The 26,986-nt window shown below is 67.4% G+C and carries 25 protein-coding genes; 7 read left to right on the top strand and 18 right to left on the bottom strand.

The genetic code is table 11. The features are described 5' to 3' along the window. Positions 1 to 3: 3 nt before the first annotated feature. A complete protein-coding gene (locus FHX47_RS06330) occupies positions 4 to 609 on the top strand; it encodes a class I SAM-dependent methyltransferase (RefSeq protein WP_183358066.1) in 606 nt (201 codons plus the stop codon). Beyond that, on the top strand, positions 606 to 1,928 hold the full coding sequence (locus tag FHX47_RS06325) for a folylpolyglutamate synthase/dihydrofolate synthase family protein (RefSeq protein ID WP_183358065.1): 1,323 nt from the start codon (positions 606 to 608) through the stop codon (positions 1,926 to 1,928). Before FHX47_RS06330 ends, FHX47_RS06325 begins: the two co-directional genes overlap by 4 nt. On the opposite strand, the gene dapF is transcribed toward FHX47_RS06325, so the two are convergent. The 14 genes from dapF to dapA form a co-directional block, all read right to left on the bottom strand. Beyond that, entirely contained in the window at positions 1,915 to 2,826 is a 912-nt protein-coding gene (gene dapF, locus FHX47_RS06320; RefSeq protein WP_183358064.1) for a diaminopimelate epimerase, read from the bottom strand. The genes FHX47_RS06325 and dapF overlap by 14 nt on opposite strands. 8 nt (positions 2,827 to 2,834) lie before the next feature. Beyond that, positions 2,835 to 3,767, bottom strand: a complete 933-nt coding sequence (gene miaA / locus FHX47_RS06315) for a tRNA (adenosine(37)-N6)-dimethylallyltransferase MiaA (protein ID WP_343064325.1) — start codon at positions 3,765 to 3,767, stop codon at positions 2,835 to 2,837. A gap of 1 nt (position 3,768) precedes the next feature. Then, positions 3,769 to 5,319, bottom strand: a complete 1,551-nt coding sequence (miaB, locus tag FHX47_RS06310) for a tRNA (N6-isopentenyl adenosine(37)-C2)-methylthiotransferase MiaB (protein WP_183358063.1) — start codon at positions 5,317 to 5,319, stop codon at positions 3,769 to 3,771. A gap of 113 nt (positions 5,320 to 5,432) precedes the next feature. Then, entirely contained in the window at positions 5,433 to 6,065 is a 633-nt protein-coding gene (locus tag FHX47_RS06305) for a regulatory protein RecX (RefSeq protein ID WP_183358062.1), read from the bottom strand. A gap of 5 nt (positions 6,066 to 6,070) precedes the next feature. Continuing rightward, complete coding sequence (gene recA, locus FHX47_RS06300; RefSeq protein ID WP_183358061.1) at positions 6,071 to 7,111, bottom strand: recombinase RecA; 1,041 nt, start codon at positions 7,109 to 7,111, stop codon at positions 6,071 to 6,073. 186 nt (positions 7,112 to 7,297) lie between these two features. Then, positions 7,298 to 7,516 carry a DUF3046 domain-containing protein gene (locus tag FHX47_RS06295; protein WP_183358060.1) on the bottom strand — a complete coding sequence of 73 codons (219 nt, stop codon included), beginning with the start codon at positions 7,514 to 7,516 and terminating at the stop codon, positions 7,298 to 7,300. A gap of 4 nt (positions 7,517 to 7,520) precedes the next feature. After that, positions 7,521 to 8,057: a MarR family winged helix-turn-helix transcriptional regulator gene (locus FHX47_RS06290; protein WP_183358059.1), complete on the bottom strand. Its 537-nt coding sequence runs from the start codon at positions 8,055 to 8,057 to the stop codon at positions 7,521 to 7,523. Between the two features lie 60 nt (positions 8,058 to 8,117). Then, positions 8,118 to 8,534 carry a helix-turn-helix domain-containing protein gene (locus FHX47_RS06285; protein ID WP_183358058.1) on the bottom strand — a complete coding sequence of 139 codons (417 nt, stop codon included), beginning with the start codon at positions 8,532 to 8,534 and terminating at the stop codon, positions 8,118 to 8,120. A gap of 85 nt (positions 8,535 to 8,619) precedes the next feature. Further along, positions 8,620 to 9,240, bottom strand: a complete 621-nt coding sequence (locus FHX47_RS06280) for a CinA family protein (protein WP_183358057.1) — start codon at positions 9,238 to 9,240, stop codon at positions 8,620 to 8,622. Next, on the bottom strand, positions 9,230 to 9,841 hold the full coding sequence (gene pgsA / locus FHX47_RS06275; RefSeq protein WP_183358056.1) for a CDP-diacylglycerol--glycerol-3-phosphate 3-phosphatidyltransferase: 612 nt from the start codon (positions 9,839 to 9,841) through the stop codon (positions 9,230 to 9,232). Before pgsA ends, FHX47_RS06280 begins: the two co-directional genes overlap by 11 nt. Before the next feature lie 10 nt (positions 9,842 to 9,851). Continuing rightward, positions 9,852 to 12,857: a DNA translocase FtsK gene (locus tag FHX47_RS06270; protein ID WP_183358055.1), complete on the bottom strand. Its 3,006-nt coding sequence runs from the start codon at positions 12,855 to 12,857 to the stop codon at positions 9,852 to 9,854. 259 nt (positions 12,858 to 13,116) lie between these two features. Then, complete coding sequence (locus FHX47_RS06265; protein WP_183358054.1) at positions 13,117 to 14,226, bottom strand: hypothetical protein; 1,110 nt, start codon at positions 14,224 to 14,226, stop codon at positions 13,117 to 13,119. Between the two features lie 233 nt (positions 14,227 to 14,459). Continuing rightward, positions 14,460 to 16,130 carry a ribonuclease J gene (locus FHX47_RS06260; RefSeq protein ID WP_183358090.1) on the bottom strand — a complete coding sequence of 557 codons (1,671 nt, stop codon included), beginning with the start codon at positions 16,128 to 16,130 and terminating at the stop codon, positions 14,460 to 14,462. Positions 16,131 to 16,159: 29 nt separating this feature from the next. Next, entirely contained in the window at positions 16,160 to 17,122 is a 963-nt protein-coding gene (gene dapA, locus FHX47_RS06255) for a 4-hydroxy-tetrahydrodipicolinate synthase (RefSeq protein ID WP_183358053.1), read from the bottom strand. Between the two features lie 19 nt (positions 17,123 to 17,141). Between dapA and FHX47_RS06250 the strand changes: the two genes are divergently transcribed. After that, positions 17,142 to 18,395 (top strand): heparan-alpha-glucosaminide N-acetyltransferase domain-containing protein, encoded by a 1,254-nt coding sequence (locus FHX47_RS06250; protein ID WP_183358052.1) that lies wholly within the window; start codon positions 17,142 to 17,144, stop codon positions 18,393 to 18,395. Between the two features lie 71 nt (positions 18,396 to 18,466). Here FHX47_RS06250 and galE read toward each other — a convergent pair whose 3' ends face one another. Further along, positions 18,467 to 19,417, bottom strand: coding sequence for a UDP-glucose 4-epimerase GalE (gene galE, locus FHX47_RS06245; protein ID WP_183358051.1), 951 nt, complete (start codon positions 19,415 to 19,417; stop codon positions 18,467 to 18,469). 92 nt (positions 19,418 to 19,509) lie between these two features. Between galE and dapB the strand changes: the two genes are divergently transcribed. From dapB to FHX47_RS06230, 3 genes are all read left to right on the top strand, one after another. Further along, positions 19,510 to 20,283, top strand: coding sequence for a 4-hydroxy-tetrahydrodipicolinate reductase (dapB, locus tag FHX47_RS06240; RefSeq protein WP_183358050.1), 774 nt, complete (start codon positions 19,510 to 19,512; stop codon positions 20,281 to 20,283). A gap of 40 nt (positions 20,284 to 20,323) precedes the next feature. Next, on the top strand, positions 20,324 to 20,773 hold the full coding sequence (locus tag FHX47_RS06235) for a hypothetical protein (protein WP_343064324.1): 450 nt from the start codon (positions 20,324 to 20,326) through the stop codon (positions 20,771 to 20,773). A 229-nt stretch (positions 20,774 to 21,002) separates the two neighbouring features. Further along, positions 21,003 to 22,370, top strand: coding sequence for a hypothetical protein (locus FHX47_RS06230; RefSeq protein ID WP_183358049.1), 1,368 nt, complete (start codon positions 21,003 to 21,005; stop codon positions 22,368 to 22,370). Positions 22,371 to 22,481: 111 nt separating this feature from the next. On the opposite strand, the gene FHX47_RS06225 is transcribed toward FHX47_RS06230, so the two are convergent. The 3 genes from FHX47_RS06225 to FHX47_RS06215 all read right to left on the bottom strand — a co-directional run bounded on the left by FHX47_RS06225 (position 22,482) and on the right by FHX47_RS06215 (position 25,692). After that, entirely contained in the window at positions 22,482 to 23,615 is a 1,134-nt protein-coding gene (locus FHX47_RS06225; protein WP_183358048.1) for an NlpC/P60 family protein, read from the bottom strand. 187 nt (positions 23,616 to 23,802) lie between these two features. Further along, positions 23,803 to 24,327 (bottom strand): MogA/MoaB family molybdenum cofactor biosynthesis protein, encoded by a 525-nt coding sequence (locus tag FHX47_RS06220; protein WP_183358047.1) that lies wholly within the window; start codon positions 24,325 to 24,327, stop codon positions 23,803 to 23,805. 66 nt (positions 24,328 to 24,393) lie between these two features. Next, positions 24,394 to 25,692: a M16 family metallopeptidase gene (locus FHX47_RS06215; RefSeq protein ID WP_183358046.1), complete on the bottom strand. Its 1,299-nt coding sequence runs from the start codon at positions 25,690 to 25,692 to the stop codon at positions 24,394 to 24,396. A gap of 108 nt (positions 25,693 to 25,800) precedes the next feature. Between FHX47_RS06215 and FHX47_RS06210 the strand changes: the two genes are divergently transcribed. Beyond that, a complete protein-coding gene (locus FHX47_RS06210; RefSeq protein ID WP_343064326.1) occupies positions 25,801 to 26,982 on the top strand; it encodes a CDP-glycerol glycerophosphotransferase family protein in 1,182 nt (393 codons plus the stop codon). Positions 26,983 to 26,986 lie beyond the last annotated feature (4 nt).

Raw genomic sequence — 26,986 nt, 5'->3', positions numbered from 1 at the left:
CAGATGGCAACTTCGCATTATTTCTCATCGCCTCAGGAGCCCTTTCAGCCGCGTGCGGTGGAGGTCGAGTTGGCGGGGCGGCAGGTGAGCGTCAGCACGGCCGGCGGGATCTTCTCCCCCGACGGAGTGGACAAGGGCACCCAGGTGCTGCTGCGCGGCGCACCGGCGCCGGCGCAGCAGGGTGATCTGCTCGACGTCGGCTGCGGCTGGGGGCCGATGACGCTGACCATGGCGATGCTCTCCCCGCAGGCCACCATATGGGCGGTCGACGTCAACGAGCGCGCCCGCACGCTGTGCCGGCAGAATGCCTCGGCTCTGGGGCTGGACAACGTGGAGGTGTGCCCACCGGAGGAGGTGCCGGCGGAGACCGAGTTTTCCACCGTCTGGTCGAACCCTCCGATCCGGGTGGGCAAGGCTGTGCTGCACCAGATTCTTCAGCAGTGGCTGCCGCGGCTGGCGACTGGCGGTGAAGCCTGGTTGGTGGTGCAGAAGAACCTGGGGGCCGACTCCCTGCAGCGGTGGCTGAGCGCCGAGCTGGGTGCGCAGTACAGCGTGGACCGGCCCCAGACGTCTAAGGGGTTCCGGCTGTTGCACGTGGTGCGCCGATGAGTCCCGCCGAGGGCCACGGGGCACCCCTGGAGGCGCTGCCGCTGGATGAGTACGAAGAGATCGTGATCTTCGATGAATGGCGCACCCTGCGTCATGTCTCCTCCCGCTCGCTGGCCCGCACCCGGGCACTGCTTCAGGTGTTGGGCTACGATCCCGCCCACCTCGGGCACCACACGCTGGGGGTGGTCGGCTCCAAGGGGAAGGGAACCGCCGCCGCCTATGCCTCAGCCACCCTGGCCGGAGTCGGCCACCGAGTGGGAACGGTGATGAGTCCGGGGGTCCTCTCCAATGCAGACCGGATCCGGATTGACGGCGTGGTGATCGATGACTCCACGCGCCGGCGTGCTCTGCGGCGGATCCAGTGGGCTCGCGAGCGCCTTCCGCAGGCCAGCGCGGCGTCCGGGTATCTGGCGCCCACCGGCCTGTTCATGGTGATGGCGATGCTGGTGTTCGCTGAGGCGGGGGTCGACGTCGTCGTGGCTGAGGCGGGCATCGGTGGGGCCAGCGATGATCTCTCGCACTGGCGGCTTGATGCCGTGGCGGTGACAGCCGTCTTCGGTGAGCACCTGGATCTGCTGGGCCCGACTCTCACCGATGTCGCAGCGGACAAGGCGGCGGTGGTCACTGACGATACTCAGTTCTGCCTCACCGGTGCGCAGGCCCCAGAACCCGCAGAGGTGCTTCGGCAGCGGTGCGCGGTCACCGGCACACCGCTGCTGGGACCTGATGAGCGTGCGGCTCAGCTGGCCGCACATCTGCCTGCGGGCCTGCAGCGGGACAACGCGGCAGTCGGCATTGCGGCGGGGCTGGGCCTGCACGCCCGGCTGATGAGCCCGGCGTCGGAGGAATCCCATGAGTCGGGCCTGCACGGTGCTGGGCTGTACGGTGCTGGGCTGAAGCAGGCGGTGGCCTCGGTCAACTATCCGGGGCGCATGTCAGTGCACACCACACCAGCCGGTCGGCAGTGTGTGGTCGATTCCGCGGTCTCCGGCCCCGGGTTGGCCGCCGCCCTGGCGTTCGCCCATGCTCGGATGCAGACGGTGGATCAGGTGCTGGTGTGCCTGCCGCCAGATAAGGACCTCACCGGGTTCATCGCAGAGCTGGAGAACTTTGCCGGACGACGGGTCTTTGTGGAGCTGCCCGAGGCCTACACCGGCATGCCGGACCGATCCGGGTGGCCCTGGGAGTGGCTCCCCCAGGAATCGTTGGCAGAGCTGCTGGATGCCGGGAACTCGCTGGTGGTGGGCACCGTTCTCTACACCTCATTGGTGCTGCGCACCCTGGGCGCCGACGCCGATCGCCTCTTCACTCTGCCATGAGTTCGCCGCGATAGACCTGCACTGTTGGGCCGGAGAGTTCGACCTCTTCTGCGCCGTCGGCGCGGGCGTGGAAGCGGACTGTGACGTCCCCTCCGGGCACGTTCAGCCGCCAGGTGTCCACGCCTTGGTCTGCGGCCCAGACTCGCACTGCCGCTGCTGCCGCGCAGGCTCCGGTTCCGCAGGAGAGCGTCTCGCCGACTCCCCGTTCGTGGACTCGCATGGTGACCCGGCCGACGCCGTCTTCGACCAGCGGGTCTGCTGGCACGACGAACTCCACGTTGGTGCCATGGGGCGGTGTGGGGTCCACCGTGGGCGCCTGGTGCAGCTGCAGGGCCTGCAGGGCGTCACTGTCAGGCAGCGCGACGACGGTATGCGGGTTGCCCATCGAAATGCTCAGCGCCGGTCGGGGGTCCTCCAGCCCGGCGGCTTGAACCAGGGAGTCGCTGGCTCGCTGGGAGGCGAGCTCCGGGTCGATGAAGGACCAGACGCCCATGCCGACCGCGTAGCCCTCCTCGGAGGCGCGCACCGTCTTGAGTCCGGCACGGGTGAGCACCGGCAGGGTGCCCTCGGTGAGCTCAGCAAGACCTTCGGCGCGCAGAAATTGGGCGAAGGCTCGCACCCCGTTGCCGCACATCTCGGCGATGGACCCATCGGCGTTGCGGTAGTCCATGAACCACAGAGGCGCCTCCTCAGTGCTGGTCAGTCCTGCCTCTGTCAGCGCGGTTCTGCCGTCCTCGCTGCGTTGGGCGGGCACCGCACGGATGAGCCCATCGGCACCGATGCCGAAGTGTCGGTCGCAGACGGCGGCGGTGAATTCTGCGTCCAGGGGGTGCTGTGCCTGCGGGTCGGCAATCAGCACGAAGTCGTTGCCCGTGGCGTGGGCCTTGGTGAAGCGCATATCTGTAGTCAACCAGTTTCGGGCCGAATCACTTCCATCGCCTCGTCCACCAGGGTCGCTGACGGCGCGTCGAGCCAGGTGATTCTGGGGTCGGCGCGGAACCAGGTGTCCTGGCGGCGGGCGAACTTTCTGGTCGCGATGATGGTGTCGTCCACCGCGGTCTGCTCTGCCCATTCGCCGTCGATAACGCGCAGGTACTGCTGGTAGCCGATGGCCCGGGATGCGGTGACGCCCCGGCGCAGGCCTGCGGCCTCCAAGGCGGTGACCTCCTGAAGCAGCCCCTGTTCGGCCATGTGGTGCACGCGGGCGGCGATGCGCTGGTGCAGCAGTTGTCGGTCGGTGCGCAGTCCCAGCTGCAGCACCGGTTCCACGCTGGGTTCATGGACGCGCTGGGGCATATAGGAGGAGAAGCTGCGGCCGGTGAGGCGCACCACCTCCAGGGCACGGATCAGTCGCCGGTCGTCTTTGATCGCGGCCGCCGATTCTGGGTCTGCTTCGCGCAGCTGACGGCGCACCTCTGCCGCACCCTGTTCCTCCCACAGTGCGGTCATCTCCGCACGGACCTGCGGGTCAGTGGGCGGGAACTCGATGACATCCAGGACGGCGCGCACGTAGAGTCCCGAGCCGCCCGCGAGGATCGGCACTGCCCCGCGGCGGCGAATATCTGCGATCACCGCTCGTGCCTGCTGCTGATAGTCGGCGGCGGAGGCTTCTTCGGTGACGTCGAGGACGTCGAGCAGGTGGTGGGGAACGCCCTGCTGGTCGGCGCCGGTGACTTTGGCGGTGCCGATGTCCATTCCGCGGTAGAGCTGCATGGAGTCGGCACTGATGATCTCCGCCGGTGTGCCCGCCTCGCTGAGGCCCCGGGCGACCTCTACGGCAAGTCCGCTCTTTCCCGAGGCTGTGGGACCGGTGATGGCGATCAGCGGCTGCTGCGCCACCTCAGGAGCCGACGGGATTGGTCGCTGCGGGGTTGGTCGCTGCACCGGGCATCGAGGGCATGCCCAGCGACACGGCCCCGCCGGCGGAGCTGCTCACCTGGGTGGTGCCCACCCCGCAGGAGTCGGCCTGCCACCGGTCCCAGGCCTCCCCGGAGCGGGAGCGGCGCAGCTGGTACTGCTCAGCTGCGGGGTCGGCCAAAAGGTGGAATCCGCCGGCTTCGGTGATGGGAACGGTCACAAAGTCACCGGGGCGCGGCTGGTCGGCGCCCTGCGGGACGCTGAAGTGGACCAGCCTGTGGTCCTGAGCGCGGCCGGAGAGCCTGCCGGTCTGTTGGTTCTTGCTTCCGGAGTCAGCGGTGACCAGCACCTCCTGGGTGGTTCCCACCAGCTTGGCGTTCTCCTCGGCTGCAATGCGGTCCTGCAGCTGCACCAGACGTTCGAATCGCTGCTGGACCACCTCTTTGGGGATCTGATCCTCCATCTCAGCGGCCGGGGTGCCGGGGCGGGCTGAGTATTGGAAGGTGAACGCGGAGGAGAACCGTGAGGCTTCGACCACACGCATCGTCTCTTCAAAGTCCTCCTCGGTCTCACCGGGGAATCCGACGATGATGTCGGTGGTCACCGCAGCGTGCGGGATGCGTTCCCGGACCTTGTCCAGGATGCCCAAGAACCGCTTGGACCGGTAGCTGCGGCGCATGGCCTTCAGGATGCGGTCTGAGCCGGACTGCAGCGGCATGTGCAGCTGGGGCATCACATTGTCGGTCTCAGCCATGGCGTCGATGACGTCATCGGTGAAGCTGGCCGGGTGCGGGCTGGTGAAGCGCACCCGCTCCAGGCCCTCAATCTCGCCGCAGGCGCGCAGCAGCTTCGCGAAGGCTCCGCGGTCGCGGAACTCCACACCGTAGGTGTTGACGTTCTGGCCCAGCAGGGTGACCTCCACGGCGCCGTCGTCGACCAGGGCCTGGACCTCGGCGAGAATCTCGCCCGGACGGCGGTCGCGCTCCTTGCCGCGCAGTGAGGGCACGATGCAGAAGGTGCAGGTGTTGTTGCAGCCCACGGAGATGGACACCCACCCGGAGTGCACCGATTCGCGTTTGGTCGGCAGTGTGGAGGGAAAGGTCTCCAGGGATTCGAGGATCTCGATCGAGGCCTCTTGGTTGTGCCGGGATCTCTCCAGCAGGGTGGGCAGCGAACCGATGTTGTGGGTGCCGAAGACCACATCGACCCAGGGGGCGCGTTCCTGCACTTTGTCCTGGTCCTTCTGGGCCAGGCAGCCGCCGACGGCGATCTGCATGCCGTGTTCCTCTTTGACCGGTTTGAGCTGGCCCAGGTTTCCGTAGAGCCGGTTGTCGGCGTTCTCTCGGACCGCGCAGGTGTTGAAGACCATCAGATCCGGGGTGGCGTCCTCAGCGGCCGGGGTGTAGCCGGCCTCCTCCAGGAGGCCGGAGATGCGTTCGGAGTCGTGGACGTTCATCTGGCAGCCGAAGGTGCGCACCTGATAGGTCTGCTGTGGTGCTGCGATGCCGTCGCGGTCCAGGACAGTCTGGGTCATATCTGCTCAGTGCTACTTTTCTGCTCAGTGCTGCTTGTCAACGAGGTCGGTAGGGGATTCTCCGCTGATTCTACCGCCTCTGCTGACCCCGCCTCTGCCACCTTTGGAGTCGTTCAGTGATTCACCGATTCGACGGCTTCTCTGACCAGCTTCAGCGCAGCACCTGGGCTGTGGCCGCGGCGGGCGAGCATGCCCACCAGTCGGCGGGTGATCTTATCGCGCTCCTTGCGCTCCTGCGGGCCGTGGCCCACCGGCAGGGAGACTCCGCGCAGCTTATTAGCGATGAGTTCGGCCGCTGCGGCATCCTCATCCTCGGCGCTGAGCTGCTCCAGGGCCCCTTCGATGTCCGTTGGGTCCACGCCGCGCTCCTGCAGCTCTCGCCGCAGGGCGGCTGACCCCAGGCCCTTGAGCTCGTGGCGGGTGCGCACCCAGGTGCGGGCAAACTCCAAATCGTCGATGAGCTGGACCTCCTCCATGCGATCCAGCACAGTGGCGATGATCTCTTCGGAGAAATCCCGTTCGCGCAGGCTTTGAGCGAGCTGGTGACGGGACTTTGCCGATCCGGTGAGCTTGCGCAGCACCACCGCCCGCGCCTTTGAGTAGTCCTCCTGGTCAGAGACCGGTTCGGCCGGCCTCTGCTGCGTGCTCGGCCCAGCCGACCGGTAGTCACCAGCCTCGACCCGGGAGACGGACTCGCGCAGCTGCGCCAGTGCGGCACCCTGCTCAGCGGAGGGCTGATCAGTCATCGCTGCTATCCCTCGACCGCCTGCAGGTCCGGACCCTCCCCTTCGGGTGCTTGTCCGATGCCCAGCTTCTGCTTGATCTTGGCTTCGATCTCATCGGCGAGGTCGGGGTTGTCCTTCAGGAACTGGCGGGCCTTCTCTTTGCCCTGACCCAGCTGGTCGCCCTCATAGGTGAACCAGGCGCCGGACTTCTTGACCAGCCCGTTCTCCACACCGACGTCGATGAGCCCGCCCTCTCGGGAGATGCCCTCTCCGTAGACGATGTCGAACTCAGCCTGTTTGAACGGCGGGGCCATCTTGTTCTTCACGATCTTCGCCCGGGTCCGGTTGGCCACGGCGTCGGTGCCGTCCTTGAGCGTTTCGATGCGCCGCACATCCACGCGGACTGAGGCGTAGAACTTCAGGGCCTTGCCGCCGGAGGTGGTCTCCGGGGAGCCGAAGAACACCCCGACCTTCTCACGCAGCTGGTTGATGAAGATCGCCGTGGTCTTGGTCTGCCCCAGACGGCCGGCGATCTTGCGCAGCGCCTGCGACATCAGCCGTGCCTGCAGACCGACGTGGGCGTCGCCCATCTCACCTTCGATCTCCGCGCGGGGAACCAGTGCGGCCACCGAGTCGATGACCACCACGTCCAAGGAACCGGAGGAGACCAACATGTCCATAATCTCTAAGGCCTGCTCACCGGTGTCCGGCTGAGAGACCAGCAGCGCATCAGTGTCCACGCCCAGCTTCTCCGCATAGGTAGGATCCAGGGCGTGCTCGGCGTCGATGAAGGCAGCGATGCCGCCGTTGCGCTGGGCGTTGGCGACAGCATGAAGGGCCACTGTGGTCTTACCCGATGATTCCGGGCCGTAGACCTCCACCACACGGCCGCGGGGGAAGCCGCCGATGCCCAGTGCGGCGTCCAGGGCGATGGATGAGGTCGGGATCACTTCCATAGGGGCGCGGGTCTCGTCCCCCAGACGCATCACCGAGCCCTTGCCGTACTGCTTATCGATCTGGGCCAGCGCGGCCTCTAAGGCCTTCTCGCGATCTGGACTTTTCGCCATGGTTCACCTCACGTAGTTGTTGCCATCGGCTGACAATTTCAAGACTAGGCGCTGCCTCGGACACACTGACTGTCAGCTGAATATCCTGTGCACTGCCCCGCGTGCTGCAGTCGGCCGGTGCTTCTGGGGAAAACTCTACGTCCATATCGAACACACATTCGATCAACACGCCGGGTGTGGTCCGAACTATCTCTTCGGCGGCCGGTCCCTGCCCCAGCGTCGTTCCTCCGGGACATCCTGCTGCAGGCAGATGGTCTCCCAGATCTCGCGCGGCTGCACGCCGTGGCTCAGGGCATCGGCGGCGGTGAGTTGAAACCTGGTGAGGACCAGCTGCCCGGCCAGCACATGCGCATAGCTGGAACCGAACTCGTCCTCCATCAGCTGCCAGAACTGCGATATGCGCATCCGCTCAGGCGTCCTGGACCGTGACGGGGGTGTGTGCGGCGTTGGCCGCCGCAGCCCCGGGCGGCGGCGCGTTTCCGGCACCGTGTTCGGCGTCGTACTCTACGTAGGTCTGGTTGAGCTTGTGCAGCAGTCCGGAGAGGGTGACGATCTCCTCCTCACTCCAGGGCTGGAGCATGTGCAGATAGCGTTCTGAGCGGTCCTGCTGAGCCGATTCCAGCCGGGCTCTGCCCTGCGGTGTCAGTGAGATCACCAGGGCGCGACCATCAGCCGGGTCGGCTTTCTTGGTGAGGAACCCGCGGCTCTCCAGGGTGCTCAGCTGCCGCGAGAGGGTGGGCTTGCCGATTCCCAGATGCTTGGCGATGGCCGTCATGCGCTGGGGGCCTTCCCGCTGGAGGGTGGACAGGACGGAGTAGGAGGCTGGCTCGATCTGCGGGTCGATGGTTTGGGCCATCTGGATGGCGTTGTGGCGCCGACGCAGGAAGAGCCGGTAGAACTCGTGCTGCAGCTCTTTGACGTGGGCACGACGGTCAGTCGGTGACATAGGTGTGAGTCTATGCCCTCAGCGGCGCCTTCAGCTCAGCGTGGGCGCAGCGGATCCGGCTCAGAAGGAGACGAGCTCGCCGGTCTCGATCTCTCCGGTGCCGAACTCGCGTTGCAGTTCGGTGGGGATGGTGTCCGGGATGTCGAAACCTTCGGCGGTGGCGATGCGCTCTGCCACTTGGAAGAGCATGGCGGCCAGCGGCACGTTCAAAGCCGCGCAGATGCTGGCCAGCAGCTCTGAGGAAGCTTCCTTCTGGCCGCGCTCGACCTCGGAGAGGTAGCCCAGCGACACCCGTGCGTCGTGGGACACGTCGCGCAGGGTGCGGGATTCGGTCTGGCGGATGTTGCGCAGCACATCGCCGATCTCCTCGCGGAGCACCACGGCCTTGGGTTCGCTCGCTTCGGCACCGGCGGGCGCGATCTCTTCGGCGTCCTTCCAACGGGTGACGCCGTTGATGGTGACTGGCTGTCGCACCATGGGGAGCTCCTTCACAAAAGACTGTTCGTACTTATAAGAGAACAACTCGTACCGAGGGGTTTTTGTTCCCCGAACACTTCCTACCCTAGCCGCTCTCCGGAAGCCCCGCGGGTTGGGTCAGCAGAAAGTCTTCCACCAGTTTAAGCCCGGCTTCAACCGCCGCGTTTCGAATCGCGGCCCGGCCGCCGTCAAGGTTCAGCAGCAGCGAGCCTGCCAGCCACTGTCGGGGTAAGACGTCGTCGTCGTACTTCTGGCAGTCTGCAGGCAGTGAGAGCTGAAGCCGCTGGGCAGCGGCCGCATCGCAGGCCAGCCCGAGGTAGACGGTGCCGACCTCCTTACCCTCATGGGGTTCGGGCCCCGCCACCCCGGTGGTGGCGATGCCGATGTCAGCACCGCACCGGGCGGCGGCTCCGACCGCCATGGTCGCCGCCACATCCGGGTCGACGGCGCCATGGGCCTCCAACAGCTCTGCCGAGACCTCAAGCACCTGCTGTTTGACCTGCTTGGAGTAGGCGATCACGCCCCCCAGCAGCACTGCTGAGGCCCCGGGCACCTCGGCGACCTTTGACGCCAGAGCACCGGCGGTCAGCGACTCGGCGGTGCTCAGGGTCAGGCCCCAGTGCGCGCAGCGCTGCACCAGGTCCTGCGGGTGGTTCTTCTGCCGGGCGTCGCGGGCTGCGTGGTCGGCGTCGTCCTCAACGGCCATCGGCGGCCCTCCTGAGCCGCAGTGCGTTGATCAGGTAGTCGATGCCGGTGACCACGGTGACCACCAGGGCGGCGATCATGATCCAGAAGGCGGCCGCGGCGAGCCAGTCGGCAATGACCACCAGCGGCAGCAGCATCAGCTGCAGGCCCGCCGACTGCAGCACGGTCTTGAGCTTCCCGCCGCGGGAGGCGGGCATGACCTGGGTGCGCAGCATCACCACCCGCAGCACGGTGACGCCGACTTCGCGGACCAGGATCAGGATGGTCACCCACCAGGGCAGCTCGGCCAGCAGCGAGAGCATCACCAGGCCGGCGCCGATGAGCAGCTTATCGGCGATCGGGTCGGCAATCTTGCCGAAGTCGGTGATCAGACCGCGGGACCGGGCGAGGTCGCCGTCGATCTTATCGGTGATCATCGCACCCAGGAACACGGCCGCCGCCGCCCACCGCCAGGGGCCGTTGCTCGCCTCGGGCTGACTCAGCGTACCCTCGGCGTCGAGAAAGAGCAGCACCACGAAGACCGGCACCAACGCGATGCGCACCATGGTGAGCACATTGGCGATGTTCAGCAGCGGAACCTGCTTCTCGGGCTGATCGGTCACGTCACTGAGACTACCTGCCGGTCAGCTGCCAAGCATCTTGGTCCGAGGTGGAGTCGTGACCGTCGTGGTACTCCCCCACCTCCGGCAGGTCGCGTGTGCGTTCGGCCATATCGGCGGCAATCAGGTCGGCGCCGTAGTCCTCGGCCGACTCCATGGTCGGCTCGGCGGCCGCGGGCTGGTGCGGCGCGGCGCGGTCCTGCGCTGCCCCGCTAACGGGCGCTGCCCCGTGACCCTGAACTGCCGCGGCGTCCACGCTGCGGGCCGGATCCTGCTGCTGGGTGACCACCTCGTCGTCGTAGGGTTTGGGTGCGTCCCCACCCTTGAGGGTGGCCAGCAGATCGCCCAGCTCATCCGGGGACACCAGCACATCGCGGGCCTTGGAACCTTCGGAGGCGCCGACGACGCCGCGGGACTCCATCAGGTCCATCAGGCGGCCGGCCTTGGCGAAGCCGACGCGCAGCTTGCGCTGCAGCATGGAGGTGGAGCCGAACTGCGTGGTGACCACCAGCTCGGTGGCGGCCAGCAGCAGCTCCAGGTCGTCGCCGATGTCCTCATCGATCTGCTTCTTCTTGGGCTCCATGGCCTCGACGGCGTCCTCGCGGTACTGGGCCTTCAGCTGGGACTTCACGTGCGCGACGACGGCCTCGACCTCGGACTCGTTGACCCAGGCGCCCTGGACGCGCATCGGCTTGCCCGCACCCATCGGCAAGAAGAGCGCGTCGCCCTGGCCGAGCAGCTTCTCCGCACCCACCGAGTCCAGCACGACGCGGGAGTCGGTGGATGATGAGGTCGCGAACGCCATCCGGGAGGGCACGTTGGCCTTGATGAGACCGGTCACCACGTTCACGCTGGGCCGCTGGGTGGCCAGCACCAGGTGGATGCCGGCGGCGCGGGCCAGCTGGGTGATGCGCACGATGGAGTCTTCGACGTCGCGGGGGGCGACCATCATCAGGTCGGCCAGCTCGTCGACGATCACCAGCAGGTACGGGTAGGGCCTTAAGACCCGTTTGGAGTCCGGCGGCAGCTGGACCTTGCCGGCACGCACCGCCTTGTTGAAGTCGTTGACGTGCTTGAAGCCGAAGTGGGAGAGGTCGTCGTAGCGGTTGTCCATCTCCTTGACGACCCATTCCAGGGCCTCGGCGGCCTTCTTGGGCTGGGTGATGATCGGGGTGACCAGGTGCGGGATGCCTTCGTAGGCGGTGAGCTCCACCCGCTTGGGATCCACCATGACCATGCGCACCTCGTCGGGGGTGGAGCGCATCAGCACCGAGGTGATCATCGAGTTGATGAACGCCGACTTGCCCGCGCCGGTGGCACCGGCGACCAGCAGGTGGGGCATCTTGGACAGGTTGGCGATCACGTAGCCGCCCTCGACGTCCTTGCCCACGCCCATGACCAGCGGGTGCTCGGTCTTGCGGGCGGCGTTGGAGCGCAGCACGTCCCCCAGCGCGACCACCTCTTTGTCCCGGTTGGGGATCTCCATGCCGATGGCTGACTTCCCCGGGATCGGGCTGAGCATGCGCACTTCGTTGGAGGCCACCGCGTAGGCGATGTTCTTCTCCAGGTTGGTGACCTTCTCCACTTTGGTGCCCGGGGCCAGTTCGATCTCGTAGCGGGTCACCGTGGGGCCGCGGGAGAAGCCGGTCACCTGGGCGTCCACCTTGAACTGGTGGAAGGTCCGATCCAGGGCGGAGACGATCTCCGCGTTGGCCTCAGTTGTCTCCTTCGGCGGCGGGCCGGCCGGCAGCAGCGACTGCTCGGGCAGGGTGTAGGTCACGTCGCCGGAGAGCTCCAGCTGTTCGCTGCGCACCGGAAGGTCGGTGGCGGGGGCAGGGGCTTCGGGCTTGGAGACTGAGGAGGGCGTCGACGACGGCGCAGCCTCCTGACTGCCGGGCTCTTCGATTCCTGCGGCACTCTTGGCCGCAGCGATCTGCTGCTCCTGCTTGGTCGGCCGCTTCTGGCCGGGTTTGGGCCGCGGGGCCTGTTCCTGGTCACCGGGTTCGCTGGTAACCGGGGTGTCGTAGGCGCCCTCGGCGGCTCTGGCTGCGGCGTCGGGGTCGTACGCCTCAGTGGGCGCGGTGGCTGCGGCGGCGTCGTCGGGTGCCTTCGAGGAGCCGCTCAGCTTGGAGAAGAAGCCGGGGCGCTGGGACTTGTCCGCGCCCTTGCCGCGCTTGGGCCGGGGGGCGCGCTCGTCGGTGTCGTCGGCGCTGTACTCTGCGGTCTTCTGCTGGGAGTCTCCGCCGGCGGGCACGTCGTGGTGCTTCAGGGCGGGGGCCGGCCCCGGCTCGCCGATGACGTAGTCCCGGGCCACGGCCAGCCGGCTGGGAATGCTGCGCAGCGGGGTGTCGGTGAGCACCAGCAGCCCGGCGATCAGCGTGACCCCCAGGATCCCCCACACCGGATACTGGGTGACCAGCGAGGCCATCGGCACCGTTACCAGGTAGCCCAGCACGCCTCCGGAGGCAAGCATGGACTCGAAGCCGCCGCTGGCCCCGGATTCGAAGACCTCGTTGATGGTGGGGATGTCTGCGGTGAGGTGGGCCAGTCCGGCGGCGGAGGCCAGCACGATGGCTAGGCCGATGGCGACTCTGCCGTTGCCCTCGTGCTCCTGCGGCGAGCGGAAGTAGCGCACTGCGGTGATCAGCAGGGCTATCGGCAGGATCACCGAGGCCCAGCCGAAGGTGCCTGCGGTGATCCGGTGGACGACCTCGGAGATCCAGTGGTCCCAGTTGTGGGCACCCCACCAGTCGACGACGGCGGTGAGGATCGCCAGCAGGAAGAACACCAGCCCGGCACCGTCGCGCCGGTCATCGGGGTGGATCTTGATTTGGCGGCCGATGCTGCGCACCGAGCCGCCCACCGGGGTCGCGAAGGCCAGCCAGATTCCGCGCGCAGCGGTGTAGAAGAGGTTGCCGCGCTGGGCTGCGGGACTCTTGTTCGACGTCGTCGCGCGGCCCTTGCCAGAAGTGGTCTTCTTCTTGCTGGCCGACCGCGAGGGGGAAGTACGTGTCGCCATAACTCCCTAATCTAGCCGCCGCTGCCGGCGTGTCGCCGCATTTACGCGCCCAGCGGCACTATGTTGCCCTTCCCCGCGCGGTGTTGGTGCCGGCCCGCTTCCGCTGCCCTGCACCCCAGCCGCTCCCGGTCCACCGCCTGCATATCCAATCGCCGCAGGTTTTCGACAACACCGCAGGATATTTCGCGCGGTGTTGTCGAAAACCTGCGGCGTCGTCGTCCTCATCGGGCAGTTATCGGTGCGCACCTGCCGCCACGGGTCAGCGCAGCAGGCTAACACCTGCCTTCTTCAGGTAGGCAGCGAACCCAGCAGGCGCATTCAGCATCGCCCACGTCCAACGGATCACGATCCAGCCGGCCCTGCGCAGGGCATCTTCACGCTGCTTCTCCTGGTACAGCACCTCCTTGGGGTCCTTGCCATTGAGCGTGGCCTCATCGAAGTACTTGACCCGGCCGTCGAATTCGCCGATCACACGGTCCTCCGCCCAGCAGAAGTCCACCCGAAAAGCCCCGCTGTCGGTCTCGATGACCGATTGCTGTGCCGGGATGACGAACCCGAGCTCATCCATCAGCGCCCGAGACCTGGACTCACCCGGAGATTCGCTGTGCGGGGTGGCGAAGTCCCACGCGCGTTCCCACCGACCTCGCTTGGTGCCGCTGCTCAGGTAGCGCAACCATGGCTGCAGATGCACCTCCCGGTTCGCCTTGATCCAGTCCAAGGCCACCACCGCCTCCGCGAACGGCATCCGCGAGACAGTGTCGATCAGCGCCAGTTCCAGCGGTTCGACTCGGTAGGCACCTGGGCCGCGCACGCGCAGTCGGTGGGCTGGTTCTATGCGGACTTCGTGAAGCGGCAACGAACCCTGCCGGACTCCCTCCAGCGCGGCCGGGCGCGACAGCCCGCCTGAGAGCGGCGGGTACAACAACTGGGTCGGCACGCTGCGCAGCCGGTTGGCAGGAAAATCGCTCATCGTGGGGTGTTGCTGGCGATACAGTCGGCGGAACTCCTCGGCCCCAAGCGGCCCGGTCAGCGAAGGAGCGGGTACCCGCCCGGTGCCGTTCATCCGCGTGGTGCGGGCGAGCACCCCGCGCGGGGTTCTCACCAGCGGCACCTGGTGCAGCAGCAGCGCGGTCTCCCGGCAGAAGATCGGGTCGGTCGCCAGTGCTGTGGCGGCTACCGCTATCTGGTAGCGGTGCCACGGCATCGCCTCGATCCACTGCTCCGGATCCACATAGACGCCACGGCGCACACGCAGCGCTTGGCCCGCCCGCACCTGTCGCGCCAGCTGGGTGCCGGTATGGCTACCATCGCGGGACTGGGCCGCAGCCGTGAGCTCAGCAGCGGGATCGAAGGTCGAGGTTTTGTCCATACCACCAGTGTTTCCGGCGCTGAGTGGGCATGGTAGGGGGGTTGCCGAATCTGTGGATAACCTCGCCAACACCGCGGACTTTCAACAAGACCGCGCGAAATATCCTGCGGTGATGACGAAAGCCTGCGGTGTTGGGCCCAGGCGCGGGCAGGGCGGGGCAGGACGCCGAGCCCCCGGCTGCTGGCGGCCGGCGGCCGACCGGCGTGAGCGGGGCGGGGCTGCGCGCCGGCAGGTCAGGTTTCGACGACGACGGGCACGATCATCGGCTTGCGGCGCAGCTTGCGGCTGACCCAGGAGCCGATGGTCCGCCGCACCACCTGCTGCAGCTGGTGGGTGGTGTGCTCCTTGTCCTGCTGCAGCGCTTCGGTCAGCGCCTTGGCCACCTTGGGTTTGATGTTCTTGAACACCTGGTCCTCCTCGGCCATGCCGCGGGCGTGGATGTCGGGCCCGGAGACGATGCTTCGGGTCTGCCGGTTCACCACGGTGACCACGGAGATGAAACCCTCCTCACCCAGGGTGCGGCGATCCTTCAGCTCAGATTCGGTGATCTCGCCCACCGAGGAGCCGTCCACGTACACGTAGCCGGCTTCAATCTGGCCGCTGATCCGGGCTCTGCCGTCACGCAGGTCCACCACCGAGCCGTCCTCGCACAGCAGCACATTCTCTGCCGGCACGCCGGTGGTCTCGGCAAGCCGGCCGTTGGCGATCAGGTGACGGTGCTCACCGTGGACGGGCATCGCGTTGCGCGGCTTGAGGATGTTGTAGGTGTAGAGCAGCTCGCCGGCGGAGGCGTGACCGGAGACGTGGACCTTGGCGTTGTCCTTATGGATCACATCGGCGCCGAGCTTCATCAGTCCGTTGATCACCCGGTACACCGAGTTCTCATTCCCCGGGATCAGCGAGGAGGCCAGAATGATGGTGTCGCCGTCGCCGACCTGGACCTGGTGGCTGCCGTTGGCCATCCGGGAGAGCGCGGCCATGGGCTCGCCCTGGGAGCCGGTGGACATCAGCACCACTTGGTGATCGGGCAGCTGGTCGACCTTCTTGATGTCGATCAGGATGCCCTCCGGCACGCTCAGGTAGCCCAGCTTCGCGGCGATGCCCATGTTGCGCACCATGGACCGGCCCACGAAGGCGACCTTGCGGCCGTGGGCGGCGGCGGCGTCGAGCACCTGCTGCACCCGATGCATGTGGCTGGCGAAGGAGGCCACAATCACCCGGCGCTCAGCGCGGGCGATCACCTGGTCGATGACCGGGCCGATCTCCTTCTCCGGGGTGGTGAACCCGGGCACGTGCGCGTTGGTGGAGTCGGAGAGGTAGAGGTCCACGCCCTCCTCACCGAGCCGGGCGAAGTGCCGCAGGTCGGTGATCCGCCCGTCCATGGGCAGCTGGTCCATCTTGAAGTCCCCGGTGTGCAGCACGGTGCCGGCCGCGGTGCGGATGAACACGGCCAGCGAGTCGGGGATGGAGTGGTTCACCGCGACGAACTCGCATTCGAAGGGCCCGAAGTTCTCCACCTCGCCCTCGCTGACGGTCAGCGTGTAGGGCTTGATCCGGTGTTCGGCCAGCTTGGCCTCAACCAGCGCCAGGGTCAGCTTCGAACCGATGATCGGAATGTCGTTCTTCCGGCGCAGCAGGTAGGGCACAGCACCGATGTGGTCCTCGTGGCCGTGGGTGAGCACCACCCCGACGACGTCGTCGAGCCGGTCTTCGATGTAGCTGAAGTCAGGCAGAATCAGGTCGACGCCGGGCTGCTCCTCCTCGGGGAAGAGCACGCCGCAGTCGACGATCAGCAGTTTGCCGTTGATCTCGAAGACGGTCATGTTGCGCCCGACCTCCCCGAGGCCGCCCAGCGGCACCACTCGGAGGGTGCCGTCCTTGAGTCGCGCGGGGGTGGCGAGCATTTCTGGTGACACGTGGGTGTAGTTCCTTTCTAGAGGTTCCAACCTGCCTCTCGCAGGTCGGCGAGGACGAGCTTCTGCTCGTCCTCATTGGCCTGCACCAGCGGCAGGCGAACGTCTGTGTTGATGGCGAAGTCCATCCAGTTCAGCACCAGCTTGGAGGACACGGCACCCTGGACCCGAGTCATCAGGGCACGGATGACCGGACCGAGCTCACCGTGGGCGATGCGGGCCTCTTTGAGGTCGTAGTTCAGCACCGCGTCGACCATCCGGCGGAAGGTGGGCGCGGCCACGTGGGAGGTCACCGAGACGACGCCGGCAGCGCCCATGGCCATCCACGCCAGCACGTTCTGGTCGTCACCGGAGTAGACCTCCAGCTCCGTCTTGGTGAGCACCTCGGTGGTGGCGGTGATGTCGTTCTTGGCGTCCTTCAGGCTCATGATCCGCGGGTGCTCGGCGAGCCGCAGCAGGGTCTCGGTGGCAATGGGGATGCCGGTGCGGCCGGGGATGTCATAGATCATCAGCGGCAGGTCGGCGGCGTCGGCGACGGCGGTGATGTGTGCACGGACCCCGTCCTGGCTGGGCTTGTTGTAGTAGGGGGTGACCACCAGCTGCCCGTCGGCTCCGGCGCGCTCGGCCCGAGCGGCCATCTCCAGATCGTGGCTGGTGTGGTTGGTGGAGGTGCCGGCGATGATCTTGGCCCGATCGCCGACGGCGGACTTGGCGGCGCGCACCAGGTCGGCCTTCTCGTAGTCCTCCAAGGTGGAGGTCTCCCCGGTAGTCCCGGAGACGACGAGGGAGTCGTTGCCCTCATCGACGAGTTTTGCCGCCAGCGCTTCGAAGGCCTTGAAGTCGATCCGGTCGTCCTTGGTAAAGGGGGTGACTATGGCGGTGATGAGATGGCCGAAGTGCGGATCGGTCTGATCCGGGTGCTGGACCTGGCCCTGCGCGAGGTAGGGATCAAATTCGCGGGCGATCTCGTTCTGGCTTGCCATAGAGGCTAGCCTACCGTTTGTGAGTTCTCGGCCCTACACTTCAGCCCGATCCGCTTCCCGTGGCGGACGCCTCTGGGGGGTCGACGCCGCCCGCGGCCTCGCGCTGCTGGGCATGATGGTGGTGCATGTGCTGCCCAACACCGAGCCGCTGACCGGGGATCCCACGTGGTCCGGACAGCTGCTGGCCGGCCGGTCTGCCGCGCTGTTCGCGGTGCTGGCCGGTGTGGGACTGGCGCTGCTCAGCGGAGGCCGCAAACCTGAGCGGCCCACTGCCCAGATCTCCTGGGAACGCAAGGTGATTGCAGCCCGGGCGCTGATCATCATCGCGGTGGGGCTGGTGATCGCGATGCTGCCCACCGGGGTGGCGATCATCCTGGTGCACTACGGGGTGCTGTTCCTCTTGGCGCTGCCGTTCCTGCGGCTGGGCGCCCGTGCCCTGGCGTCGCTGGCGGTCGCGTGGGTGGCAGTCGCACCGGTGCTCTACTGGATGGCGCAGAATGCCCTGCGCCCACAGCAGGCCGGCGCCTCGGCGGCCGGTCAGCCCGACCGACTGTGGCACTCGCCGTCGTTGATGGACCTGGCCCAGCCCCAGCTGCTGGGGCTGGATCTGGCAGTCACCGGCTACTATCCGCTGCTGCTGTGGCCGGCCTACCTGTTCACCGGCATGGCGATCGGCCGGATGGACCTGCGCCGGGTGAGCACCGCGGTGTGGCTGCTGGTGGGCGGAGCGGCCGCGGCTGCTGCCAGTTGGGTCGCCGGGCGCATGATGCTGCAGCACTCAGACGTGGAGGCCCAGATGATTCAGGTCTCCGGGTGGGAGCCTGCCGCAGTGCGCGGGGAACTGCTGACCGGCACCCACTATCTGCCGCTGGTGACCGAGCCGGGCTGGTTCCTGATGGGCACCCCGCACCAGGGTTCGACGGTGGACCTGGTGCACACCATCGGGGTGGCCGTGGCCGTAGTGGGGCTCTGCCTGCTGGCCGCGCGGCTGAAGTGGCTGCTGGCACCGCTGGTCGGGGCCGGGGCGATGCCGCTGAGCCTCTATGTGGGCCACCTGGTGGTGCTCGCCCTCTGGCGCGGTCAGACCCCGGATGGTCAGCCCTGGGTGCCGATGCCGGAGGTGTTCCTGCAGCTCAGCGCGGAGGCGATGACCCTGTGGCTGATCGGCGCGGCCCTGCTGCTGGGGCTGGTGAAGGTGCTGCTGCGTCGTCGTGGGCCCTTGGAGGCGATGACCCACGCAGCCGGGATCTCCCTTGCCGGGCGGCGTCCCTAAAAGCAGCCCCTGACAGCAGCCCTGGGCAGCCCCGCCGCCTCAGCCGTTCTCGGCCTCAGCGGTTCTCGGCCTCAGCGGTGCTCTGCGCCGGCCGTCCAGGCATCGGCGACCATCTGGCGCACATCGCGGGTCGGTCTCCACCCCAGTTCGGCCGCGGCCCGGGCGCCGGAGGCCACCAGCACTGCCGGGTCCCCGGAGCGTCGATCCTGCTCCACGGCCTCAATGTTCACCCCGGTCACCTCGCGGACGGCATCGATGACCTCCCGCACGGATGTGCCGGTGCCGGTGCCGAGGTTGAAGATCGCGTGCCGGCTGAGTTCGGCGTAGTCCAGCGCGGCCAGGTGCGCTTCGGCCAGGTCCCTCACGTGGATGTAGTCGCGGACCGCGGTGCCGTCCTCAGTGGGGTAGTCGGTGCCGAAGATGGTGGCGTGCGGTGCGTCGTCGCGGGCGGCTTTGAGCACATTGGGGATCAGGTGCGTCTCCGGGTCGTGGCGTTCGCGCAGGCTGCCGGAGGCCCCGGCGACGTTGAAGTAGCGCAGACTGACCGCTGCCAGGCCGTGGGCGGTGGCCTCGGCGCTTAGCATATGGTCGATCGCCAGCTTGGAGGCCCCGTAGGGGTTGGTGGGGGCAGTGGGGAGGTCTTCGGTGATCTGGGCCGCCTCGGCGTCGCCGTAGACTGCGGCGGTGGAGGAGAACACCATCCGCTTCACCCCGGCGTCGCGCATCGCGTCGAGCAGCGCCAGGGTCGCCACGATATTGCCGTGCCAGTACCGCTCCGGATGCGCCACCGACTCCCCCACCAAGGATCTGGCGGCCAGGTGGATGACGGCGTCGAAGCTTTCGTCAAGAATCTCGCCAGCTTCGGTGATGGACCCGTGGTGCCAGGCGGCGCCCTCCAGGACGGCGTCGCGGTGGCCGGTGGAGAGGTCGTCGAGGACCTCCACCTGGTGCCCGGCGCCCAGCAGCTGTTCGGTGACCACCGACCCGATGTATCCGGCTCCTCCGGTGACCAGCAGCTTCATGTGCTCTCCTCCCGCATGCGTTGCTCACATCACCCTATCGGCACCGCCGGGGGCTGAAAACCCAGATGCGGGGCGCGGGTAGGCTGGGGGCCATGGCTGAACATGATGACGACGACGCACTGCGGGTTGCGGTGCTGGGCGCCTCCGGGCGCATGGGGTCCGAGGCGGTCACCGCCGTGCAGCAGGCGGCGGGCATGCAGCTGGTGGCCGCGGTGGGCAGCGGCGATTCGCTGCAGCAGCTCATCGAGACCGGGGCCACCCACATGGTGGACCTCACGGTCCCCGACGCCACCGAGGAGAACGTGCGCTTCGCCGTCGAGCACGGCATTCACGCCGTGGTCGGCACCACCGGCTGGGACTCCGAACGCCTCACCGCCCTGGAGCAGAAGCTCGCAGCCCACAGCGAGGTGGGTGTGCTGATCGCGCCGAACTTCGCCCTGGGGGCGGTGCTGGCCAGTGCGTTTGCGGCCAAGGCCGCTCAGTACTTCGAGTCTGCCGAGGTCATCGAGCTGCATCACCCCAAGAAGGTCGACGCGCCCTCCGGCACCGCGGTGCGCACCGCAGAGCTGATGGCGGCCTCCCGGCGGGCAGCCGGCGTCGGCCCCTCCCCCGATGCCACCCAGAAGCAGCTCGACGGCGCCCGCGGTGCCACTGTGGAGGACATCCACGTGCATTCGGTGCGGCTGCGCGGGCTTGTCGCCCACCAGGAGGTGCTGCTGGGTTCGACCGGTGAGCAGCTGAGCATCCGTCACGACTCCTTCGACCGGGCCAGCTTCATGCCCGGGGTGCTGCTGGGGCTGCGCACAGTGGCCGCCCGGCCGGGGCTGACCCACGGGCTGGACGGCTACCTGGACCTTGGACTGTAGGGACGGCCGACGATGAAGGACACGTGGTGAGGGACGACGGGTGAAGGACAAGTTCTGGACGTGGCTGATGATCGTGCTGGTGGCGATCATCATGACCGGTGTGGTGAGCTCCGCAGTGCGCTTTCTGCGGGCCGACGACCTCATCGCCAAATCTTTGGGCGCGGGCACGCTGCTGCTGGTCGCCATCGGGGTGTGGTTTCTGTATCACGCGATCAGCTTCGGGGTGCGCACCGAGCGGTTGGGCAAGATCCTCGCTGCCGAGGGCGGTCTGCCCGAGGACACGGTGGAGCGCTCCCCCGGTGGGCGGCCCAACCGCGAGCAGGCTGATGTGCAGTTCGAACGGTTCCGCGCCCAGACGGAGGCTGCCCCGCAGGATTGGCGCTCCTGGTATCGGCTGGCGGTCGCCTACGACGTCGCCGGGGACCGGGCGCGGGCGCGGCGGACCATGAAGCAGGCGATCGACATGCAGCGCTCGGCCGATCCCGCCTGACCCACCCGCCAGCCCCACTCGCCTGCCCCCGTTCGGTCACGCACTACAACCGCATACTTGGCTGAAATCCGGGCAAACTGCGGTCAGGGTGCGTGACCGAACGAGGAGGGCAGCGGTGCCCGGGGGCCGATGGGAGGGTGACTTTGCGAACCGCAGCCCGCAGCGGTCGGCCCGGCACCGCGCGTTTCATCACGCGGGGCGGCTCGCCGGAGCGCTTAGAGTCGGTGGTGTGAAGACCACGGCGTATGTGTGTGTCCCGGGAGCCGGAGTCCACGAGACCGCCGCGCTTGTCGACCAGGCGTTCTGCTGCCTCAGGCGCGGGGCCCAGAGTCTGGGCGGCAGCGTGATCGAGCGTGCGCCGAATCCGGGGACCGCCCCGCATCCGGTGCGCCGGGCGGTGGTGCGCCGGGCAGTGGTGCAGACGCCCGGGCGCGAGCCGTTCATCGCCGAGTTCTACGACGGGCGGTGGGACCGGGCGCTGAGCCCACCGGGTTTTTGGACGGTGCTGCTGTGGGCGCTGCGCATCGCACCTCTGGTGCTGCTGAACACCGCCTGGCTGTGGTTCGGTGACCGTGCCTCGGAGGCAACGTCGAGAACCTGGGCCGCGTGGGCCGTAGCGATCCTGCCCGCACTGCTGTTCCTGGTGCTGGCCCCGGCGGCGATCGTGGTGCTGCCCGCACTGCTGGTGGTGGTGTCGTTGATACCTGCCTGGAGGCACCGGGTGCGGATGATCATCGTCGACGTCATCGGCGACGCCTGGCTCTACCGGTCCAAAGAGCTGGATCAGGTGGTGCTGCCGGCGCTGCAGCGTGTGGCTCGCGGGGCCTTGAAGAACGCTGACCGGGTGGTGCTGCTGGGTCACTCCCAGGGCGCGGAGCTGACCCGTCGAGTGGGGCTGCGCCTAGCGCGGGAAACCGCCGACGACGAGCCCAACGACGCCGAGTCGCTTCGTTTCGTCTGGATCGGTTCGGGCGAGAACCAGCTGAACACTGTGCGAGCCCTGGCACGCAGCCGGTGGCTGCCGTGGGTGCTCTGGCCCTACCTGCTGGCATGGCCGGTCTTTGTGCACCCGGTTCTCAACCGGCTCTTTGCCGACGTCATCCTGGCCTGGCAGCTGGTTGTCGATCAGCAGGTGAGTCAGGCCCTGCTTTCGGCGGCCCTGGCGCTGGGCCTGGGAGCCTCGATCGTGGCCTTTGTGGCCGCGGGCATGATCTTCGCCCGCCTGGTGGCCCGACCTCCGCGGGATGCCGGGAACCTGCCGCCGGGGCCCAGCTGGTATGTGCAGTCCATCCTGGACCCGGTCTCCTTCGGCAGTGCGGCGGTGCATTCCGATCCCCACAGCGCCACGACTGCGGTGCACTATGTGCCCGCGCATCCGCAGCACCCCTGGTGGCAGGAGCACATCAGCTACTTCGACAAGCCGCAGACCGGGCACATGCTCATCGGCGCAGGCTTGGAGCGGCCGGCGCAGCTGAGCCCTTCGGATAGGCCGCGGGTGCCGGGCTGGCTGCTGGTGCTCGCTGCGGCAATCATCGCTGCGGTGCTGACCGGCGGTTATTTTCTGGGCGGCTGGCAGTGGTCGCTGCTGCTGGGTTAGCCCGCTGCCGCATCAGGCGAGTCGCACCTGCGTGCTGCGCACAGAGAAGCACCCAGCCGCCACGGGCAGCTGGGTGGTTCTCTTCGGTTCTGGGTGAGGCTGGCCAGGTGCTCAGCTGGGCCGCACGATGGCGCTGACCTGGTGCCACCCGGCGTGCAAGGCATGGACCCGCACACCGCCGGAGCTCGTGGCGGAGATGACCTGGTCGTTGCCGATGTAGATGCCGCCGTGGGAATTTCCGTTGGCCAGCACAATGTCGCCGGGCTGGGGGCTGGAGACACTGGACAGCGAGGAGGCCATGCCGTGGGTCGTGCGCGGCAGGTTGCCCGCTCCGGCCTTGGAGTAGGCCCAGTTGATGAATCCGGAGCAGTCGAACCCGGAGGTGCTGGTACCGCCGTAGCTGTAGGGGGAACCGATGCCGGACTGGGCGGCGGCGACCACGGAGCTGCTGCCGCCGCTGCTCGGCGACTGATCCTGGTTCCCGCCTGCAGGGGTGGCACCATCATTGGAGGAGTCATCACGGGAGGAGTTGCGCTCCGGCTGCTGGGACTGCCGAGCTTCGGCCTCGCGCTGAGCCTCTGCTTCTCGCTGGGCCTCTGCCTCACGCTGGGCCTCTGCCTCACGCTGGGCCTCTGCCTCACGCTGGGCCTCTGCCTCACGCTGGGCCTCTGCCTCACGCTGGGCCTCTGCCTCACGCTGAGCTTCGGCTTCGGCTTCGGCTTCACGCTGGGCTTCGGCCTCACGCTGGGCCTGTGCCGCCTGCTGTGCTTCAGCTTCCTGCTGGGCCTGTGCTTCCTGCTGGGCATGTGTCGGCGCTGCTGGTTCGGGCTCAGCCTGCTCGGCCGCAGCCGTCTCAGTGGCCACGGGCTCTGGCTGAGTCTCTGGCTGAGTCTCTGGCTGGGGCTCTGGCTCGGGTTCCGGTTCGGGGGAAGGCTTAGAGCTGACCACCGGGCGGTCGAAGCTCAGATCGGCCTCGCTGGATGCTGCGACTTCCTCAACAGTCGTGACGTTGGAGGTGCGCTCAACGTTGAGCTCTGCGGTGTTGAGCTGAACAGTGGAGGACTCGCGGTCCTGGTTGGAGTTCTCGGCAGCGTTGGCAGCTGCACCGCTAGTGAGCACCAGACCGGAGGCAGCCAGCACAGCTGCAGTGGTACGGCCTGCTGATGCGGCGTTGGTGCCGGCTGAGCTCTTGCGGGCTGCGCGACGACGGTCGCGGCGGGAGAGGTGGGTGGTGTTGTGGGTCACTTCAGAAACCTTTTCCTGCTGTTGCGGTAGTCCTGCGTACGTGCCCATTCTTGGGTGCTGGGTCTTGATCAGGCTGGGCACCTGGGACAGTTTCGGACTCCTGTCCCGAGCACAGGGTCGACTGTATAACAAACAGGTCACGATTGTCACGTTTAGGTAACAACCGGGGGTGTTCTGGCGGCTGGGTTCAGCCCCACTGCTCGCTGGTGCGAATATCGGCCACCTGGTCGCACAGGGCTGGCAGCAGTTCGCCGATGACTTCCATCCCTAGGCGCACCGCATGCGGGGAGCCGGGCAGGTTGATGATCACTGTGGACTCCGCCACCCCGGCCATGCCGCGGTTCAGCGCGGCCAGCGGGTTGGTCCTGCGGGCGTGGGTGCGCACTGCTTCGACGACGCCGGGCATCTCCTTGTCGAGCAGCGGTGTGGTGTACTCCGGGGTCAGGTCATCCGGGGTCAGCCCCGTACCACCGGAGGTGATGATCACTGCGGGGGCGATCTGCACCAACAGCTCAGACAGTGCCGCCAGCACGCCCTCGCCGTCGGGGATGATCACCGGGGGTCGGCACACAAAGCCGATCTGCTCAGCGAACTCGGCGATCACCGGTGCGGAGAGGTCCTCACGCTGGCCGGTCGCCGCCCGCGTGGAGACGATGACCGGCGCGATCACCCGCGCCTGCGGGTCGTAGTGCTCCTGCGGCGTCTCAGACATAGCCCCACCCTACGCGCCGTACCCCCGCTGTGCACCAGGGACGCTGTGCACCCGGGACGGGTCGGCTCAGGGTGTGACCACAGTGATCGCTCGCTCACTGGAGGCCAGCCGGGCGGCCACCCGGGTGATGTCTTCGGCGGTGATGGCGTCCACTTCGGCCAGCGTGTCGGAGATGTCCACAAATTCTCCGCGCACCAGTTCGGCGCCGCCCAACCGCGACATGCGCGCCGAGGTCTCCTCCATGCCCAGCACCGTGGCCCCGCGCAGCTGACCCTTGGCTCGCGTCAGCTCTTCGGCGGTGACCGGCTCAGTGGCGATGCGCTCCAACTCATCGGCCATCACCGAGGTGACCTGCTCCACTCTGCTGGGCAGGCACCCGGCGTAGAGGCCGAAGTATCCGGCGTCGGTGAATCCTGCCGAGAAGGAGAAGGTGGAGTATGCCAGCCCGCGGCGCTCACGGATCTCCTGAAACAGTCGCGAGCTCATGCCTGCACCGAGGATGGAGTGCATCAGCGTCAGGGCGAACCGGTCCTCGTCGCCGGCGCGCATGCCGCGCCCACCGAGGATCACTTGGGCCTGCTCCACGGGTTTGCTGATCGTCTCAGTGCCGGCGCGCACCGGGATGTGCTGCTCCTGCGCAGCCTGCAGAGCCGCTGGTGCGCTGCGCCGGCTCATGTCCCACCGGGAGTCCTGAAGCGCCTCATCGACGATCCGGCAGAGCGTGTCGTGGTCGACTCCCCCGGCGGCGGTGATCACCAGCTCATCGGGCCGGTACCAGTGGTTGAAATGGGCCCAGACGTCGTCGCGGGCGGCGGCTTCGATCGCCTCACGGGTACCGCCGATGGGCCGTCCCAACGGGTGGCCGTCGAGCACCTGGGAGGCGAAGCGCTCCTGCACCACATCGGTGGGGTCGTCTTCGGCCATGGCGAGCTCTTCGAGGATCACTGCGCGTTCGGTCTCCATCTCCGCGGGGTCCAGCACAGCGGAGGTGACCATATCGGTGAGCACGTCAACGGCCAGCGGCAGGTCCTCGTCCAGCACCCGGGCGTAGTAGCAGGTGGACTCTTTGGACGTCATGGCATTGGACTCACCGCCGACGGTGTCAAAGGCTGAGGCGATGTCCATCGTGGATCGGCGCTGGGTGCCCTTGAACAGCAGGTGCTCCAGGAAGTGGGTGGAGCCGTACTGGTGATCAGCCTCGTGGCGGCTTCCGACGGCGATCCAATACCCGATGCTCACCGAGCGGACCCCGGGCATCTCCTCGGTGAGCACCCGCACCCCGGAGGGCAGCACAGTGCGACGGACGGTGGAGCCTGCATCGGCGTTGAGCACGCCTTCGGTGGTGGGGTCAATCGTCACGCGCATAGGACCACCACGCTACCGGCATTGGGGTTCAGCGTGCGTTAGGGTGGCCCTGATAGCAGAGTCCGCGCGCCGGCGGCTGAAAATGCCTGCGCCTGAAGGGGGAAGGATCTGGGGCAGCTGAACGGAGTCATCCTTCCTCACGCACTGAGCTTACTGATCGGCGGAGCTCGAGCGCTCTACGCGATCCTGAAGCTGCTGCCGACTCAGCGCAAGGTGGTGCTCATCACCCGTGAGCCGCGTCAGATCACCGTGGATTTCAGCCTGCTGCAGGACGCCATCCGGCGCAAGCACCCCGAACATCGGATCGTGGTGATCAAGCACCAGAAACTCTCACCGACCTATATCCCCAAAGCGCTGCGGGAGATGTATCACCTGGCGACCTGCTCAGGGTGCCTGGTGGACGGCTACATCATTCCGGTGAGCATCCTCAATCATCGCAAGGATCTGCGCATCGGCCAGGTCTGGCACGCTCTGGGCGCGATCAAAAAGTTCGGACACCTGGCTTCGGGCACCCGTGAAGGCCCGCACCCACAGGTGGCGGCGACGATGCAGATGCATCAGAACTACACCTTCGTGTGCGCCTCCGGGGAGGTGCCGGCCTCCATCTACACCGCCGCCTTCGGGATCACAGCCGACCAGGTGTGGCCGCTGGGCATGCCGCGCGTTGATCACCTGCTGGATGAGAGGCGCATGGCCGAGCGGCGCAACAAGATCGTCCATCACTATCCGCAGCTGCAGGCCGCCCGGGACGCCGGTGGGCGCACGGTGTTGTATATCCCCACGTTCCGCCGCGGCAAGCACATTCCCTACACCAAGGTCGCCACCGCCTTCGCCGAGGAGGACGCCAGCACCCTGGTGCTGCTGCCCCACCCCATTGATAGGTCCCCGCTGCCGCAGGGCGAGCGCACCATCATCGGCACCGACTTCGGCGTGCTGGACTGGCTGGCGGTGGCCGATGTGGTCATCACCGACTATTCGGCGGTGACGTATGAGGCCTCGCTGCGCAACATTCCGCTGGTGTTCTGGCCCTATGACATGGCCGACTACCTGGAAGCTCGCGGGTTGGCGGTCGACTACGCCGCAGAGGTTCCGGGCCCGATCGCCGAATCGGCCGCCGACGCCGTGGACGCCGCGCTGAGCATCGGCACTCCGGACTACCGGGAGTTTCGGTCCAAGCACCTGAACTTCGTCACCGACGACGACGGCTCGCTGCCGCAGGACCCGCCGCGCTGCGCAGACCGGATCGTCGAGGCCCTGGCGCTGCCCAGCAGCCAAGGCCCCCAGCGCTGATCAG

The organism is Garicola koreensis (genome assembly GCF_014195445.1).
GTDB lineage: Bacteria > Actinomycetota > Actinomycetes > Actinomycetales > Micrococcaceae > Nesterenkonia > Nesterenkonia koreensis.
The sequence above is the reverse complement of the archived record's forward strand: the minus strand, read 5'-3'. Positions and strand labels throughout refer to the sequence as shown.

Coding starts and splice junctions, on each gene's coding strand:
- FHX47_RS06330 (WP_183358066.1), top strand. CDS start 4: ATGGCAACTTCGCATTATTTCTCATCGCCTCAGGAGCCCTTTCAGCCG.
- FHX47_RS06325 (WP_183358065.1), top strand. CDS start 606: ATGAGTCCCGCCGAGGGCCACGGGGCACCCCTGGAGGCGCTGCCGCTG.
- dapF (WP_183358064.1), bottom strand. CDS start 2,826: ATGCGCTTCACCAAGGCCCACGCCACGGGCAACGACTTCGTGCTGATT.
- miaB (WP_183358063.1), bottom strand. CDS start 5,319: ATGACCCAGACTGTCCTGGACCGCGACGGCATCGCAGCACCACAGCAG.
- FHX47_RS06305 (WP_183358062.1), bottom strand. CDS start 6,065: ATGACTGATCAGCCCTCCGCTGAGCAGGGTGCCGCACTGGCGCAGCTG.
- recA (WP_183358061.1), bottom strand. CDS start 7,111: ATGGCGAAAAGTCCAGATCGCGAGAAGGCCTTAGAGGCCGCGCTGGCC.
- FHX47_RS06295 (WP_183358060.1), bottom strand. CDS start 7,516: ATGCGCATATCGCAGTTCTGGCAGCTGATGGAGGACGAGTTCGGTTCC.
- FHX47_RS06290 (WP_183358059.1), bottom strand. CDS start 8,057: ATGTCACCGACTGACCGTCGTGCCCACGTCAAAGAGCTGCAGCACGAG.
- FHX47_RS06285 (WP_183358058.1), bottom strand. CDS start 8,534: ATGGTGCGACAGCCAGTCACCATCAACGGCGTCACCCGTTGGAAGGAC.
- FHX47_RS06280 (WP_183358057.1), bottom strand. CDS start 9,240: ATGGCCGTTGAGGACGACGCCGACCACGCAGCCCGCGACGCCCGGCAG.
- FHX47_RS06270 (WP_183358055.1), bottom strand. CDS start 12,857: ATGGCGACACGTACTTCCCCCTCGCGGTCGGCCAGCAAGAAGAAGACC.
- FHX47_RS06265 (WP_183358054.1), bottom strand. CDS start 14,226: ATGGACAAAACCTCGACCTTCGATCCCGCTGCTGAGCTCACGGCTGCG.
- FHX47_RS06260 (WP_183358090.1), bottom strand. CDS start 16,130: ATGCTCGCCACCCCCGCGCGACTCAAGGACGGCACCCTCCGAGTGGTG.
- dapA (WP_183358053.1), bottom strand. CDS start 17,122: ATGGCAAGCCAGAACGAGATCGCCCGCGAATTTGATCCCTACCTCGCG.
- galE (WP_183358051.1), bottom strand. CDS start 19,417: ATGAAGCTGCTGGTCACCGGAGGAGCCGGATACATCGGGTCGGTGGTC.
- dapB (WP_183358050.1), top strand. CDS start 19,510: ATGGCTGAACATGATGACGACGACGCACTGCGGGTTGCGGTGCTGGGC.
- FHX47_RS06220 (WP_183358047.1), bottom strand. CDS start 24,327: ATGTCTGAGACGCCGCAGGAGCACTACGACCCGCAGGCGCGGGTGATC.
- FHX47_RS06215 (WP_183358046.1), bottom strand. CDS start 25,692: ATGCGCGTGACGATTGACCCCACCACCGAAGGCGTGCTCAACGCCGAT.